Raw genomic sequence first — 14,015 nt, forward strand, 5'->3', positions numbered from 1 at the left:
AGGAGGTGAGGGGGCGGGGCTACGGTGGGCCAATGATTCAGGTGCGCAGGGGCGCGGAACGCTATCGGGGCGGCGATCCGGACGCCGGGATCGAGTCACTGCACGCGTTCTCCTTCGGGCCCCACTTCGACCCGGACAATCTGCGCTTCGGCGCACTCATCGCCTGCAACGAGGAGCGGCTGGCGGCCGGCGCCGGCTTCGACGAGCATCCGCACCGCGACACCGAGATCGTGACCTGGGTGATCGAGGGGGAGCTGACCCACCGCGACACCACCGGCCACGAGACCACCGTACGCCCCGGTGATCTCCAGCGGCTCAGCTCGGCGGGCGGGGTACGGCACGTCGAGCGCAACGACGCGGGACAGCCGCTGCGCTTCGTGCAGATGTGGCTGGCACCGGAGGAGGCCGGCGGCGAACCGTCGTACGAGGTGGTGCGCGGCATCGCCGACGGCACCCCCTACGCGGTGCCGCGGGCCGGCGCCCTGCTGCATCTGCGGCGCCTGGCCGACGGCGAGCGCACCGCGGTCCCGGACGCCGCGCGCGCCTATGTGCACGTGGTGCGCGGCGCCGTACGGGTCGGCGACGAGCGGCTGGAGGCGGGCGACTCCGCGCGGATCACCGACGGGGCCGACCTGGAGCTGAAGGGGCTGGCGGCATCGGAGTGCCTGGTGTGGGAGATGGGGACGGAGCCGCGGCACGGGTGACGCGGCGGGCCCGGGAGATGTCCCCGGGCCCGTACGTCCGCGCTGCTCAGGCCGTCTGCGCCAGCTCGGCCAGCACCGCGTCCGTCAGCTGCGGCCAGACCTCGATCGCCCACGGCCCGAAGGCCCGGTCGGTCAGCGCGACGCAGGCGGCCCGCGCGTCCGGGTCCACCCACAGGAACGTCCCGGACTGCCCGAAGTGTCCGAAGGTGCGCGGCGAGGAACCGGCGCCCGTCCAGTGCGGCGACTTCCCGTCGCGGATTTCGAAGCCGAGTCCCCAGTCGTTGGGCTTCTGGTGGCCGTAGCCCGGGAGCACGCCCGTCACGCCGGGGAAGACCACCTGGGTCGCCGCGGCCAGCGTGCTCTCCGAGAGCAGCCGCGGGGCCTGGAGCTCGGCCGCGAAGCGGATCAGGTCGGCGACCGTGGAGACGCCGTCCTTGGCGGGGGAGCCGGGCAGCTCCGTCGCCGTCATGCCGAGCGGTTCGAGCACCGCCTCGCGCAGGTACTGCGGGAAGGGGATGTCGGTCGCCTTGGCGAGGTGGTCGCCCAGCGCCTCGAAGCCGGCGTTGGAGTAGATCCTGCGGGTGCCCGGCTCGGCCATCACGCGCGGCTCGTCGAAGGCGAGACCGGAGGTGTGCGCGAGCAGATGACGCACCGTGGACCCCTCGGGGCCGGCCGGCTCGTCCAGCTCGATCGCGCCCTCCTCGACGGCCAGCAGCGCGGCGTACGCGGCCAGCGGCTTGGTCACCGAAGCCAGCGCGAACCGCTGCTCCAGCGGCCCGTACGAGCCGGCCACCACCCCGTCGGCACGTATGACGGCGGCCGCGGCCGTGGGCACCGGCCAGTTCTCGATCATCCGGAGGCTCTGCATGCCCCGAGCCTAACCTCCCCAAATTCAGGTCAAGTCCGGGTGGGAATCGCGCTTGCTTGGAGTGCACTCCAACTCTCTAGCGTTGGGACCGTCGAGAGGCATCCGGCGAAAACAGGGGAGACAGGGCATGACGGTGACGCAGAGCGAGGCGGTCGCGAACGGTGCGATCGCGACCCGCGCACGGCCGGCGGCGGAGCGCACCTGCGCCGCGCCTTCCGTCCACCCTCGGCCCGCAGGGCGTGACCGGTACACCATCAGCGAGGTCGCGGAGCACACCGGCCTGAGTGCGCACACCCTGCGCTGGTACGAGCGGATCGGCCTGATGCCGCACGTGGACCGCACGCACACCGGCCAGCGGCGGTTCACCAACCGCGACCTGGACTGGCTGAGCCTGGTGACCAAGCTGCGGCTGACCGGCATGCCGGTCGCGGACATGGTCCGCTACGCCGAGCTGGTCCGGGTGGGCGAGTCCACCTTCTCCGAGCGCGAACGGCTGCTGACCGCGCACCGTGAGGACGTGCGACGGCGGATCGCGGAGCTGCAGAGCACGCTCGACATCCTCGACTACAAGATCGACATCTATGCCGACGCCCGGCGGGCGTCCGAGAGGTTCTGAGATCCCCATGAGCACTGAGAAGATCGAAACGGTCGAGCTGGGCACCGGCGGCCCTCGCGTCGGGGTGCAGGGCCTCGGCTGTATGGGCATGAGCTTCGCCTACGGCCCCACGGACGCCGACGAGGCGCGCGCCACGCTGGAGCGGGCACGGGAACTGGGCGTGACGCTCTACGACACCGCCGACATGTACGGCCGGGGGGAGAACGAGAAGTTCCTCGCCCCGTTCGTCCGGGCGCACCGCGACGAGATCGTGCTCGCCACCAAGTTCGCGATAGCCCCGGACCCCGCCTTCCCCGACGACCCGACCAAGCGCGTCATCCGCAACGACCGGCCGTACATCCGGCAGGCCGTCGAGGGCAGCCTCCAGCGCCTGGGCGTGGACACGATCGACCTCTACTACATGCACCGGCGCAACCCGGACGTCCCGATCGAGGAGTCCGTCGGCGCGATGGCCGAGCTGGTCGCCGAGGGCAAGGTCAAGCACCTGGGGCTGAGCGAGGTGACCGCGGACGAGCTGCGCGCGGCGCACGCCGTGCACCCGATCGCGGCCGTGCAGTCCGAGTGGTCGCTGTTCAGCCGGGACATCGAGAAGCACGTGGTGCCGGCCGCGGCCGAGCTCGGCGTCGCCCTCGTCCCGTACTCGCCGCTCGGCCGGGGCTTCCTCACCGGCGCGTTCGTCAACGCCGACAAGGAGCTGGGCTCGGACGACTTCCGCCGGATGCAGCCCCGCTTCACGGGCGACAACGCGGCCGCCAACGCCGCGCTGCTGGAGCCGGTCCGCAAGATCGCCGAGGTCCACGGGGCCACGCTCGGCCAGGTCGCCCTGGCCTGGGTGCAGCAGCAGGCCGCGGTGGCCGGGCTGCCGGTCGTGCCGATCCCCGGCACCCGCAAGCGCACCCGCATCGAGGAGAACACCGGCGCCACCCGCATCCGGCTGAGCGCGCAGGAGCTGGCCCTGCTGGAGCCGATCGCCGGCCAGGTGGCGGGGGAGCGGTACGCGGACATGTCCAGCACGTCGGCGGGACGGGAGTAGCCCACCGCCCCCGGTACGGTCCGCGTCCGCGGTCCGCACCGGGGGCCGGGACGCCGGTCCCGGCCGGCCCGGTGGTGCCGGGCCGGCGCGGCAGCCGGACACCCCCTACGCCGGACCCGGCTCCTACGCCAGACCCAGTGCGAAGGCCGCGAACCCGGCGGCCAGCACCGCCGCCAGCGCCCGCCGCAGCCGGGTGACACCCGTCCAGGGCTCCTCGAAGCGGCGGGTGGTCCGGCCGATCACCACCAGCAGGACGGCGAACAGCGGCAGCCAGGCCAGCCGGGCCAGGAGCCAGCCGAGCGTGTCGGGCGCGACGGTCAGCCCCGGCACCGCCCCCACGAAGGACGCGGGCACGGCCGCCGACAGCATCGCGGTCTGGTGCCAGCACAGGACCGTCATCGCGGAGAGGTTGACGACCACCACGGGCGCCCACAGCGCGGGCCGGCGCAGGACCCGGGCCAGCCGGTCGCGGAGCAGCACCGCGGCACCCGACTGGGCCGCGGCCAGGGCCAGCACCAGCAGCGACGGCGGATGGGAGTTCGTCCGGTCCTGCCCGGGGACGCCGACCATGCTCGCCGGGTAGTGGAAGAACACCAGCAGCGCGGCGAACAGTGCGGTACCGCCGAGGAGCAGCGTCCAGCCGCCGCGCCTGCCGAGCCGTCCCTCACCCCAGGACACCCCCAGCTGGTAGGCGAACATCCAGCCCGGGAGCAGGTTCAGCAGACTCAGCCACGGCGGCACGGCGGACGCGAACGGGCCGTACCGCAGGAAGTCCACCGCCGCCACGGCCGCCAGCAGCGGCGCCGCCGCCCAGGCACCCATCCGCCGGGCGGCCCGCACGCAGTACGGCGTCAGCGCGGTGATCACGGCGTAGACGCCGACGAACCACAGCGGCTGGATCACCAGCGTCGCGCCGGTCCGCAGCGTCGCCTCGGGGACCCCCAGGGCGAACAGCAGCGGCAGCAGCGCCGCCCACACCGCCGTCACACCGAGCACCGGGCGGCCCAGCCGGACGAGCCGGCCCCGCAGCCAGCGGCCCGTGGACCCGCCCCGGGCGGTGGCCCGCCGGAAGGACAGCACCGACGCGTAGCCGCCGACCAGGAAGAAGATGCCGAGCATCTGCAGCACCCAACTGGCGGGCGCGAGCGCGCCGATGGCGGTCAGCGGGCTGGCGTTGTGCAGCGCGCCACCGCCGTCAAGGGCGAAGCCGCCGAGCAGCCAGTGGCCGGTGGGGACCGCGAGCAGCGCCAGGGCGCGCAGGCCGTCGATCGCCCGGTCACGGTCCGCGGGGGTGCGGTCCTCGATGGCGCGGACGGTGCTGCGGGCCGCGCCGCCGAGGCGCGCGAGAGGTGCGGAGTCCATGAGGCGTCCTTGCGTCCGTGAACCGGTGGGGTGGGGAGCGGCGAGCGGCCCGAGGCGGCCGGGCGCGGCGTCAGCGCACATCGCCGTAGCGGCCCAGCACGATCGCCGCGAAGCTGCGCAGCGAGTCCGTTCCGGGCGCGAGGTAGCCGGTGTGGCCCTGGGCCCGCTCGGCGGAGACGTGCCGGGCGCCGAAGCCCGGCGACGTGGGGTCCGCGCCGTGCCCCAGGCCCAGCAGCTCGACGTTCGGGACGTCCGCTATCCAGTCGGAGGCGTCCCGCGCGGCCCAGACCCGCGCGGAGGTGTGCAGCTCCGCCACGCTGTCCCGGCGCGTCCCGGGGGAGGCGAAGACGATCAGGTCGGCGAGGTCGCCGCGGCCCAGCCGGGGCACCGCCAGGCCGCAGACCACCGAGCCGTAGCTGTGGCACAGCACGGCCGGCGCCCGCACCCCGGTGGCGGCCAGCCCGGACAGCAGCCGGGCCAGCCGCGGCGCACCGGCCTCGGCGAGCCGCCCGGTCGCCGCGTCCGGGCCCAGGCCGACCGGGGTGGTGTAGCCGGCCCAGGCGATGACCGCGGTACGGGCCTTCGGCGCCTCGACCGCCATCTGCGCCCGCAGCGACGTGGCCATACCGGCCGGGGTCCCGTACGGGTCCTTCGCCCGGTCGAACGACGCCAGGTCGATGTCCGAGCCCGGCACGACCACGGCGGTGTGCTCGGCGGTCGCCAAGTCCCCGTACACCTCGGCCACCTGTCCGCGGCCCCGGGGGTCGAAGGCGAGGACCCGGCGGCCCGGCGCGAGCAGTTCGGCACAGCGCTCGGCCGCCTTCCCGGCCTGCCGGTGGTCCTCCAGGGTGCCGGCCGGATCGGTGGCGCGGGCCAGTTGGCGGGCCCGTTCCGCCTTCAGCGCAAGGGAGTTGGCCTCGTACCGCAGCGCGAGCGGCGCACCGTCGAGGTTGCCCACGGTGAGCGGGTGACGGGCCGCGAGCGCATGCCGCTGGGCGGCGGACAGCGCGGTGAAGAAGCGGGCGACGGCGGCCGGCCGGGCGCTCGCCGGGTCGGGCAGCCGGACGCCGAGCGAGTGGTCGGCGCGCCAGGCGGCGGCGCCGGGCGCGGGCCCGGTGACGGCGGTCTGCGCGGAGCCAGCCGCCCAGCCGCCCGTACCGGCGACCAGGGCCGCCGCGAGCGCGGCGCCGATGAGTGTGCGCCTGCCGCGTCGAACGGCGGTGCTCCGCACGGACATGGTGGTGTCTCCCTCTCCCGTTGGTGTGGCGGAGGGAAACGTAGGGAGGGGGTGACTGACGTGGCGTCACACCGCGGAGCCAACTCCCGGGTGATACCGGGGTAGGGGGTGCGACCGCCCCTCGTCCTCAGGGAGGAGGGGCGGGGTACGCGTCCTGTCGGGACGGGAGGGCGGCGCGGTCAGCGCTCGCCGGGTGCCACCAGCCCCGATTCGTACGCGAAGATCACGGCCTGCGCCCGGTCCCGCAGCTCCAACTTGGCGAGCACCCGCCCGATATGGGTCTTCACGGTCTGCTCGGCGAGGATCAGCGCCTCGGCGATCTCCTGGTTCGACAGGCCCCGGGCGATCAGCTCCAGCACCTCCGTCTCCCGCGGGGTGAGACCGTTCAGCCGGAGTGCGCCGCGGTCCTTGCGGGGCGCCGGACGCCGGGCGAAATCGGCGATCAGCCGCCGGGTCACCGACGGCGCGAGCAGCGCCTCACCGGCCGCCACCACCCGCACCGCGGAGATCAGATCGGCCGGCGGCGCGTCCTTGAGCAGGAACCCGGAGGCGCCCGCGCGCAGCGCCTCGTACACGTAGTCGTCCACGTCGAAGGTCGTCAGCATCAGCACCTTCGGCCGGTGGACCACGCCGACCGGCGGATCCAGCAGCTGCCGGGCGGCCTCCAGCCCGTCCATCTCCGGCATCCGGACGTCCATCAGCACCACGTCCGGGTGGGTCCGGCGGCTGAGCGCCACCCCCTGCACCCCGTCGGGCGCGTCGCCCACCACATCGATGTCGCTCTGTGCGGCGAGCAGTGCGGCGAACCCCGCTCGCACCATGGCCTGGTCGTCGACGATGATCACGCGCGTGGTCATGCGGAGCCGGAATCCTTCGCTGGGAGGGGAGCCGCCGCCGCGGTGGGCGGCGGGGTGAGCGGAAGCTGTGCGGCGACCCGGAAGCCGCCGTCGGGCAGCGGCCCGGTGTCGAGTGTGCCGTCCACCAGCCGCACCCGTTCCCGCATGCCGATCAGACCGTGACCGGTGCCGGTGGTCTCCAGCGGCGCGGAGGGCGCGGGCGGTGCGGAGTTGACGACCAGCACCGTCAGCCGGGAGCCGTCCGCCGCCGTCGTCACCGACACCCGGGTGTGTGCGCCCGGGGCGTGCCGCACCACGTTGGCCAGCGCCTCCTGAACGATGCGGTACGCGGACAGATCCACCGCCGGTTCGAGCGCGACGGGATCTTCGGGCAGCACCAACTCCACCGGCACACCGGCCCGTACGGTCCCCTCGACGAGCTTGGGCAGCATGCCGATACCGGGCTGCGGCGCCTTCTCCGGGCCGCCTTGCCGCTCCGTCTCCTCGCTGCGCAGCACCCCGAGCAGCCGGCGCATCTCGGCCAGCGACTCGCGCGCGGTCGCCGCGATCGACCCGAACTCCTCCTGCGCCTCCTGAGGGAGCCCGCCGATGCGGTACGGGGCGCTGTCCGCCTGGACCGTGATCACCGACATGTGGTGGGCGACGACGTCGTGCAGCTCGCGGGCGATGCGGGTGCGCTCCTCCAGCAGCGTCCGGCGGGCCCGTTCGGCCTCGCTGATGGTCTCCTGCTCGATCAACTTCCGCTGGGCGTCGCCGCGTTCCCGCAGCGTGGCGCCCATCATGAGCACCACACCGGAGAGCACGAACAGCAGCACCCAGGTGCTCTGACTGCCGTCGGGCGTGCTCATTTCGGAGAGAATCCCCGTCACGCCGGTCGTCAGCCAGACGGCTATCAGGGTGCGGCGGCGCTCGCGCAGGGACAGCGCCAGCATCAGCGCCAGATAGCCGACGATCGCCGTGGGCGGCCAGGGCCAGGCGCGGCCCGCGACGCCGTCGACACCGGTCAGCACCAGCGCGCCCACGACGTCCGCGGCGAAGATCACCCACCAGGCTTGCAGCGGACGGGTCACCGCGAGCAGCAGCGGTACGGTCTGCGCGGTCGACAGCGCACCGGCCAGCCCGCCGTTCACGCCGTAGTCGTTGCCGAGGACGTTGATGCCCGACGGCAGCAGGGACACCGCGAACACGAAGGCCACGACGTACGGCAGACGGCGCAGCCAGGGGTTCTGGACGCTGCCGAAGAGCGGGGTGCCGGGTTCGGTCGGGGTACCGAGCTCCACGGCGAGGACACGCAGCGCCTGCCGTGCGGCCCGCAGCGCCCTCGCGCGGGCCGCCCCGGGCCCGGTGCCGCGGCCCGGCTCGGCCGGCTGGTGGGCGGGGGTGGAAGTGGGTCCGTTCATCGCGCCGTCAATGTAAGCGGACCCGGGCCGCGGGAGCGTCATACCTGGGTCCCGCCTTGCACCCCGTACCACGGTATGAGTCCCGGTCCGGTGGTTCGCCCTAGAGCTCCGCCAGCAGGTCGGCCTTCTTGGCGCTGAACTCGGCGTCCGTCAGCAGCCCCGCGCCGTGCAGCTCGCCGAGGTGCCGTATGCGGTCCGCGATGTCCGCCGGGTCCCGGCGGGCGTCCCCGGTGCGGCGGCACACCGGCTCGCCGTCCGGCGTCTCCTCCGACTCGGCGGCGCGGACGGCCTGCAGCACCGCGGCCGCGAACGGCAGCGACTCGTGGACCGGGCCGTACCCGGGACCGAAGACGACGGCGGCGGGATCCTGGTCCGCGGCGCCCGTCTCCGGCTCGCGGGCGCCGCGTTCCAGCAGCCGCAGATGGCCCTTGACGATCTCCGGGGACCGCCACTCGACCCCGGCCAGCTCGCCGACCGCGAAGGTCTGGTCGCCGCGCTTCCACTTCGCCGACGAGGCGCCCGTCCAGAACCAGCGGAAGGCCACCGACCGGCCGTCGAAGGACGCCTTGCCGTCGTACGCCTTGAAGTGCAGCGGAGGCTCCGGGGCGGCCACCAGATGGCGGTCGGCGGGCTCCTTCGCGGCGGGGCCGAGCGCGCTGCGCAGTTCCTCGGCGTAGTACCCGGCCAGCGTCTCGCGTTCGGCCGGCAGCACCAGACGGTAGGGGTCGACATCCTCCTTGAGCTGCCCGTCCGCCGCCTCCATCAGGGGGTCGGCGCCGGGCCGGGGCACGGCGTGCAGCACCACCGTGCCGCGTCTGCCCCCGGACACCTCGACAGCGCTCAGCGCCTCGTACGGGATGCGTCGCTCGCCGAGCGCCTGGAACAGCTTCGGCCTGCGGATCCCCCGTTCGAAGCGGATGAGTACGGAGTCCGTGTCGAACTCCCAGACGGCGTGAAAACCGGCCAGCACATCACCCATGTGGCTCATCGTATGCGGGCGGTTGCCCGCCCGTCCCCCTTCCGGACACCTGGAAGGCGCCCCGCCGGAGCCGCGTGCGCAACGAGCTCCCCGGCCGGGCGCTCCGTCCTTTGCACCGTGGACGCGCGCTCCACCGGACGTGGTTCCCGCGGGCCCGGCCCGTCCCCGGGCGCCGGGCCGGGCCCGCGGGAAGCGGCGCGGTGGCGGAGCGGCCTCAGGCCGTCGCCGCGCTGCAGTGCGGATCGGCGGAGGCGCACTCCACCGAGCCGGTCGCGCCCACCCCGACCAGCGCGAAGTTGTGCAGGCTGCGGGTGCCGGGCGCGAAGTAGCCGGCGTGCCCGACGGCACCGTCGGCGGACAGGATCCGGGAGCCGAAGGACGGATCGACCGGGTCGGCGCCGTGGCCGAGCCCGCCGACCTCCAGGTACGGCACATCCTGGATCCAGTCGTCGGAGTCCCGCATCGCCCACACCCGGGCGCGGGTGCCGAGCCCGGCGAGGCTGTCGGCCCGCATGCCGGGGCTGCCCGCCACCGCGATGTCCCCCACGTTGGACGGCAGCGCACGGGCGGCGACGCCGCACACCACGGACCCGTAGCTGTGGCAGAACAGCGAGACGGAGTCGGCGGACGGCAGCGAGTTCACCAGGGCGCGCAGCCGGACCGCGCCGGCCTCGGCAAGCTGCCCGGTGGCGGCCTGGACGCCCAGTCCGGCCGGCGAGGTGTAGTCGGCCCAGGCGATCACGGCGGTGCGGGTGCCCGGGCCGGCCTGCCGCTCGGCGTCGTAGAGGGAACGCGCCATGCCGACGGGGGCGGTGGTCGCCCGCGCGGTGCGCTCGAAGGTCGAGAGGTTGGTGTCCACGCCGGGCACCACGACCGAGACCCGCTTCGCCGCCGGGAGGTCGCCGAAGACCTCCGCGGCCCGGCCGCCGCCGGCCGGGTCGAAGGCCAGGATCTGCCGGCCCGGAGCCATCATCGACTCCAGGCGGTGCATCAGCCGGCCCGCCTCCTGGCGGCCGACGGGCGTGAGCCGGTGGTCGGTCATCCGCCGTTTCTCGACGGCGCGGGCGTCGTCGATCGCCATCCGGTTGGCGCGGTAACGGAGTTGGACGGGTGCACCGCCCATGTTGCCGACGGCCAGCGGAAAGCGGTCGGCGAGCTGCTGGCTCTCGGCCCGGCTGAGGGGGGCGAAGAAGGCCCGGATCGCGGCCGGCCCGGAGTTGGGGTCGGGCAGCGGGCGACCGAGGAAGGTGGCGTGCTTCCACGCGGCCTTGGCGGTGGCCAGGGGGTTGGCGTCGTCCTTGCTGCCTCTGATGGCGGTCCATCCGGTCATGGCAAGCATCACGAACACCACCACCAGGGCGAGTGCGGCGCGCCAGGCGGTGGACTGAAGGAAACCGGAGGAGGGGCCGAGGCCCGGGAAGGAAGTCACCGCGAGCCACCCTAGGAGACGCGACAGGGTGGCTGCTGTGGCCGTGAGTGATATCACGTTTCACGGTGGCCATTTCGACCAAACCGGACACCGTTCGTCGAATTCCGGTGCTCAGGCGTGCGGAAGCGGTCTCATGGGGAGATTAATCGGTTGCGCAGCGGCCGCGGGCCGTTACGGCAGGTGGCGAGGGGCGCCGGGTCAGCGGTGCGTGCGCCAGTCGTCGTCGATCGCCGGCGCCATGTGGTCGAGATAGGACTGGGTCAGCTCCCGGATGGACGCCACGCTGCAGTCCGCGCCCTCGCCCCAGATCTTGCCCGCCACCCGCATGACCCCGCAGAACGCCGCGACCAGCACCCGCGGCCGCGGATCGGCATCGACGTCCAGCCCCTCGCGCCCCGCGATCAGCCGCGCGATCTGCTCCTCCAGTTCGGAGGACCGGCGCAGGTGGACGGCCATCAACGCGGGTGTGGACTCGATCATTTGGTACGAGCGCATGTGCAGCTCCACCGGGATCACCGACTCGATGGCGCTGCCGATGTCGTCCCAGGCGACCATCACCGCGCTGCGCAGCGCGGTCAGCGGGGCCTCCGTCGCGGGCCGCGCGGTCAGCTCCGCCATGAAGCGGGCCTCGACCATCTCCTGGACGGCGAAGGCGACGTCCTCCTTGTTGGCGAAGTACCGGAAGTACGTCCGCTGGGAGACGTCCACGGCCTCGGCGATCTCGTCGACCGTCGTCGCCTCGTACCCCTGCTCCGTGAAGAGTTCGAGTGCCGCGCGGATCAGGGCGTCGCGGGTGCGCTGCTTCTTGCGTGCGCGCAGGCCGCCCGCGGGGGCCGTCTGCGGCGTCGGGGTCGCCATCCTGCGCCGCCTTTCCGTGGTGTTCTCGCTGCTCAGGTTACCTGTGAGGGAGATGACAGTTACCGACTCATGAATTGCTTTGTCAACTGTCAGTGGCTGACATTAGTGTCGGGGTATGAGTTCTCAGACCCCGGTCGCCGACGCCGCGCCGGACCTCTCCGTACCGGAGCCCCGCAAGGGGCTGCGAGGCCATCCGTGGCTGACCCTCTTCTCCGTCGCCATCGGCGTCATGATGGTCGCCCTGGACGGCACCATCGTCGCCATCGCCAACCCGGCCATCAAGCAGGACCTCGGCGCCTCGCTCGCCGACGTGCAGTGGATCACCAACGGGTACATGCTCGCCCTGGCCGTCTCGCTGATCACGGCCGGCAAGCTCGGTGACCGCTTCGGCCACCGCCAGACCTTCCTCATCGGCATCCTCGGCTTCGCCGCCGCCTCCGGTGCCATCGGCTTCTCGAACGAGGTCGCGCTGGTCGTCGGCTTCCGCGTGCTGCAGGGGCTGTTCGGCGCGCTGCTGATGCCCGCCGCGCTGGGACTGCTGCGCGCCACCTTCCCCGCCGAGAAGCTCAACATGGCGATCGGCATCTGGGGCATGGTCATCGGCGCCTCGACCGCCGGCGGCCCGATAGTCGGCGGACTGCTGGTGGAGCACGTCAGCTGGCAGTCCGTGTTCTTCATCAACGTCCCGGTCGGCGTGCTGGCCCTGGTCCTGGGGCTGGTGATCCTCAAGGACCACCGCGCGGAGAACGCCCCGCGCTCGTTCGACGTCCCCGGCATCGTGCTGCTCTCCGGCGCGATGTTCTGCCTCATCTGGCCGCTGATCAAGGCGTCGGAGTGGGGCTGGGGCGACATGAAGACCTGGGGCTTCCTGATCGGCGCCGTGGTCCTCTTCGTCCTGTTCGCCGTCCTGGAGTCCAAGGTCCGTGAACCGCTCATCCCGCTGCGGATGTTCCGTTCCCTGCCGCTGACCGCCGGCACGGTCCTGATGGTCCTGATGGCTTTCGCCTTCATGGGCGGCCTGTTCTTCGTGACGTTCTACCTCCAGAACGTGCACGGCATGACCCCCGTCGACAGCGGCCTGCACCTCCTCCCGCTCACCGGCATGATGATCGTCGGCTCCCCGCTCGCCGGGGCGCTGATCACCAAGCTCGGCCCGCGCATCCCGCTGGTCGGCGGCATGGGCCTGACCGCCGTCGCGATGTACGGCATGTCCGGCCTGGACACGAACAGCAGCACCGGCCCGATGTCCCTGTGGTTCGCCCTGCTCGGCCTGGGCCTGGCCCCCGTGATGGTCGGCGCCACCGAGGTCATCGTCGGCAACGCCCCGCTGGAGCTCTCCGGCGTCGCCGGCGGCCTCCAGCAGGCCGCGATGCAGGTCGGCGGCAGCCTCGGTACGGCCGTGCTCGGCGCGGTGATGGCCTCCCGCGTCGACAACGAACTCCCCACCAACTGGAAGACGGCCGGGCTCCCGCCGCTCCCGCCCGCGCAGGCGTCCCAGGTGTCCGACGCGGTCTCGGCCGGTATCGCCCCCGTACCGAAGGGCACCCCGCCGGAGTTCGCCCAGAAGATCACCGCCGTGGCCCACGACACCTTCGTGTCCGGCATGGGTCTGGCCTTCACGGTCGCCTGCGGCGTGGCGATCGTCGCGGCCGTCGTCGCGGTCTTCACCAAGCGCGGCGCGAACGCCGAGGCGGGGGCCGGCGTCGGTCACATCTGACCGCCGTCCGGACCACTCCGGCGCCACCGGCGCCCCTTCCGCAGCACCCGGCGCGCGGCCGGCCCGAGGACATGCGTTCCCCGGCCGGCCGCGCGCTGTCGTGTGCGGCCGTCAACCCGCCGCCCGGGGCCGCTTTCCTCCCCACCCGCCGTACGCCGTGCGGCAGTTGGCCCCCGGCGACGCGGTGAATCCCTCATCCGGATGAGCCGGCACCGGGAACCTCCGCCACGACCACGGCCACCGCACCACCGCGCCCGGCGGGCCCACCCCCGCGGTTCCCGGGAGGAACGGTTTCCGCAGCCGTCACCGTGCCCCCGCCCCGCGTCAACACCGCACCCCGCGCCCCCGCCGGGCGCGCCACCGGTTGTCCACATACCTGATCCGGGTGGCAGCGCCGGCCCGGCCTTGGCAACCGCGTCCCGCCCTCGCGAAGCTCGATGACGAACCCGCGGCGGGCGCCTCGCCCGCCGCGGCCGGCCCGATCCGTACTCCACGGGGGAGATTCCCATGCGTCTGCGTCTGCGTACGTCCCGCACCACCGCCGCCCTGACCGGCCTGGCCGCCCTGACCGCCGCCCTGGCCGTTCCGCCCGCCCTCGGCACCCCGGCCGCGCACGCCGCCGGCCGCTCCGCCACCCCGGGCCCCTGCGCGGCGGGCCAGCTGTGTCTCTGGCCGAAGGCGGACTTCGGCGGGAAGCGGGTGACCTACGAGCTGCCCGACATCGACATCGAGAGCTGCGTCCCGCTGCCCAAGGGGACCACCGCCGCCGCGCTCGCCAACCGCACCGGGCGGCCGGTCACCACCTACCAGAGCGCGGAGTGCGCCGAGACCGCCGAGTTCGACACCTACCCGGGCGGCGGCAGCTGGGTGCCCCGGTCCCCGTACCAGGTACGGGCGTTCAAGGTGTGGGAGCGGTGAGCCGGGACGGCCGAAGCCCCCGGCAGCGGGGGGCTGC

13 protein-coding genes are annotated in these 14,015 nt (G+C 73.6%); 5 read left to right on the forward strand and 8 right to left on the reverse strand.

Annotated features, from left to right (window positions below; genetic code table 11):
• Positions 1-32: 32 nt before the first annotated feature.
• Positions 33-704: a pirin family protein gene (locus tag OO62_RS19210; RefSeq protein WP_033268697.1), complete on the forward strand. Its 672-nt coding sequence runs from the start codon at positions 33-35 to the stop codon at positions 702-704.
• A 46-nt stretch (positions 705-750) separates the two neighbouring features.
• Here the strand turns inward: OO62_RS19210 and OO62_RS19215 are convergent, their stop codons facing one another.
• The gene (locus OO62_RS19215) at positions 751-1,572 is read right to left on the reverse strand and encodes a serine hydrolase domain-containing protein (RefSeq protein ID WP_033268698.1); all 822 of its coding nucleotides are present in this window, start codon (positions 1,570-1,572) and stop codon (positions 751-753) included.
• 127 nt (positions 1,573-1,699) lie between these two features.
• On the opposite strand from OO62_RS19215, the gene OO62_RS19220 reads away from it, so the two are divergent.
• Complete coding sequence (locus tag OO62_RS19220) at positions 1,700-2,188, forward strand: MerR family transcriptional regulator (RefSeq protein WP_033268699.1); 489 nt, start codon at positions 1,700-1,702, stop codon at positions 2,186-2,188.
• A gap of 7 nt (positions 2,189-2,195) precedes the next feature.
• Positions 2,196-3,221 carry an aldo/keto reductase gene (locus OO62_RS19225; RefSeq protein WP_033268700.1) on the forward strand — a complete coding sequence of 342 codons (1,026 nt, stop codon included), beginning with the start codon at positions 2,196-2,198 and terminating at the stop codon, positions 3,219-3,221.
• A gap of 123 nt (positions 3,222-3,344) precedes the next feature.
• Here the strand turns inward: OO62_RS19225 and OO62_RS19230 are convergent, their stop codons facing one another.
• The 7 genes from OO62_RS19230 to OO62_RS19260 form a co-directional block, all read right to left on the reverse strand.
• Complete coding sequence (locus OO62_RS19230; RefSeq protein WP_033268701.1) at positions 3,345-4,583, reverse strand: acyltransferase family protein; 1,239 nt, start codon at positions 4,581-4,583, stop codon at positions 3,345-3,347.
• 70 nt (positions 4,584-4,653) lie between these two features.
• Positions 4,654-5,820, reverse strand: coding sequence for an alpha/beta hydrolase (locus OO62_RS19235; protein ID WP_033268702.1), 1,167 nt, complete (start codon positions 5,818-5,820; stop codon positions 4,654-4,656).
• 179 nt (positions 5,821-5,999) lie between these two features.
• Positions 6,000-6,677 carry a response regulator gene (locus tag OO62_RS19240; RefSeq protein WP_033268703.1) on the reverse strand — a complete coding sequence of 226 codons (678 nt, stop codon included), beginning with the start codon at positions 6,675-6,677 and terminating at the stop codon, positions 6,000-6,002.
• Positions 6,674-8,077 (reverse strand): sensor histidine kinase, encoded by a 1,404-nt coding sequence (locus OO62_RS19245; RefSeq protein WP_033268704.1) that lies wholly within the window; start codon positions 8,075-8,077, stop codon positions 6,674-6,676. Before OO62_RS19245 ends, OO62_RS19240 begins: the two co-directional genes overlap by 4 nt.
• 100 nt (positions 8,078-8,177) lie before the next feature.
• On the reverse strand, positions 8,178-9,056 hold the full coding sequence (locus tag OO62_RS19250) for a DUF4429 domain-containing protein (protein ID WP_033268705.1): 879 nt from the start codon (positions 9,054-9,056) through the stop codon (positions 8,178-8,180).
• Positions 9,057-9,270: 214 nt separating this feature from the next.
• Positions 9,271-10,485: an alpha/beta hydrolase gene (locus OO62_RS19255; RefSeq protein WP_033268706.1), complete on the reverse strand. Its 1,215-nt coding sequence runs from the start codon at positions 10,483-10,485 to the stop codon at positions 9,271-9,273.
• Positions 10,486-10,683: 198 nt separating this feature from the next.
• Positions 10,684-11,343 (reverse strand): TetR/AcrR family transcriptional regulator, encoded by a 660-nt coding sequence (locus tag OO62_RS19260; RefSeq protein ID WP_033268707.1) that lies wholly within the window; start codon positions 11,341-11,343, stop codon positions 10,684-10,686.
• Positions 11,344-11,458: 115 nt separating this feature from the next.
• On the opposite strand from OO62_RS19260, the gene OO62_RS19265 reads away from it, so the two are divergent.
• The gene (locus tag OO62_RS19265; protein ID WP_033268708.1) at positions 11,459-13,060 is read left to right on the forward strand and encodes an MFS transporter; all 1,602 of its coding nucleotides are present in this window, start codon (positions 11,459-11,461) and stop codon (positions 13,058-13,060) included.
• A gap of 507 nt (positions 13,061-13,567) precedes the next feature.
• Positions 13,568-13,978, forward strand: a complete 411-nt coding sequence (locus tag OO62_RS19270) for a peptidase inhibitor family I36 protein (protein ID WP_033268709.1) — start codon at positions 13,568-13,570, stop codon at positions 13,976-13,978.
• Positions 13,979-14,015 lie beyond the last annotated feature (37 nt).

Origin of the sequence: Streptomyces lydicus (genome assembly GCF_000717345.1) — a bacterium.
GTDB lineage: Bacteria > Actinomycetota > Actinomycetes > Streptomycetales > Streptomycetaceae > Streptomyces > Streptomyces lydicus.

Bases quoted from the DNA above. Each gene is read 5' to 3' on its own strand.
- OO62_RS19210 (WP_033268697.1), top strand. From the start codon at position 33: ATGATTCAGGTGCGCAGGGGCGCGGAACGCTATCGGGGCGGCGATCCG.
- OO62_RS19215 (WP_033268698.1), bottom strand. From the start codon at position 1,572: ATGCAGAGCCTCCGGATGATCGAGAACTGGCCGGTGCCCACGGCCGCG.
- OO62_RS19220 (WP_033268699.1), top strand. From the start codon at position 1,700: ATGACGGTGACGCAGAGCGAGGCGGTCGCGAACGGTGCGATCGCGACC.
- OO62_RS19225 (WP_033268700.1), top strand. From the start codon at position 2,196: ATGAGCACTGAGAAGATCGAAACGGTCGAGCTGGGCACCGGCGGCCCT.
- OO62_RS19230 (WP_033268701.1), bottom strand. From the start codon at position 4,583: ATGGACTCCGCACCTCTCGCGCGCCTCGGCGGCGCGGCCCGCAGCACC.
- OO62_RS19235 (WP_033268702.1), bottom strand. From the start codon at position 5,820: ATGTCCGTGCGGAGCACCGCCGTTCGACGCGGCAGGCGCACACTCATC.
- OO62_RS19240 (WP_033268703.1), bottom strand. From the start codon at position 6,677: ATGACCACGCGCGTGATCATCGTCGACGACCAGGCCATGGTGCGAGCG.
- OO62_RS19245 (WP_033268704.1), bottom strand. From the start codon at position 8,077: ATGAACGGACCCACTTCCACCCCCGCCCACCAGCCGGCCGAGCCGGGC.
- OO62_RS19250 (WP_033268705.1), bottom strand. From the start codon at position 9,056: ATGGGTGATGTGCTGGCCGGTTTTCACGCCGTCTGGGAGTTCGACACG.
- OO62_RS19260 (WP_033268707.1), bottom strand. From the start codon at position 11,343: ATGGCGACCCCGACGCCGCAGACGGCCCCCGCGGGCGGCCTGCGCGCA.
- OO62_RS19265 (WP_033268708.1), top strand. From the start codon at position 11,459: ATGAGTTCTCAGACCCCGGTCGCCGACGCCGCGCCGGACCTCTCCGTA.
- OO62_RS19270 (WP_033268709.1), top strand. From the start codon at position 13,568: ATGCGTCTGCGTCTGCGTACGTCCCGCACCACCGCCGCCCTGACCGGC.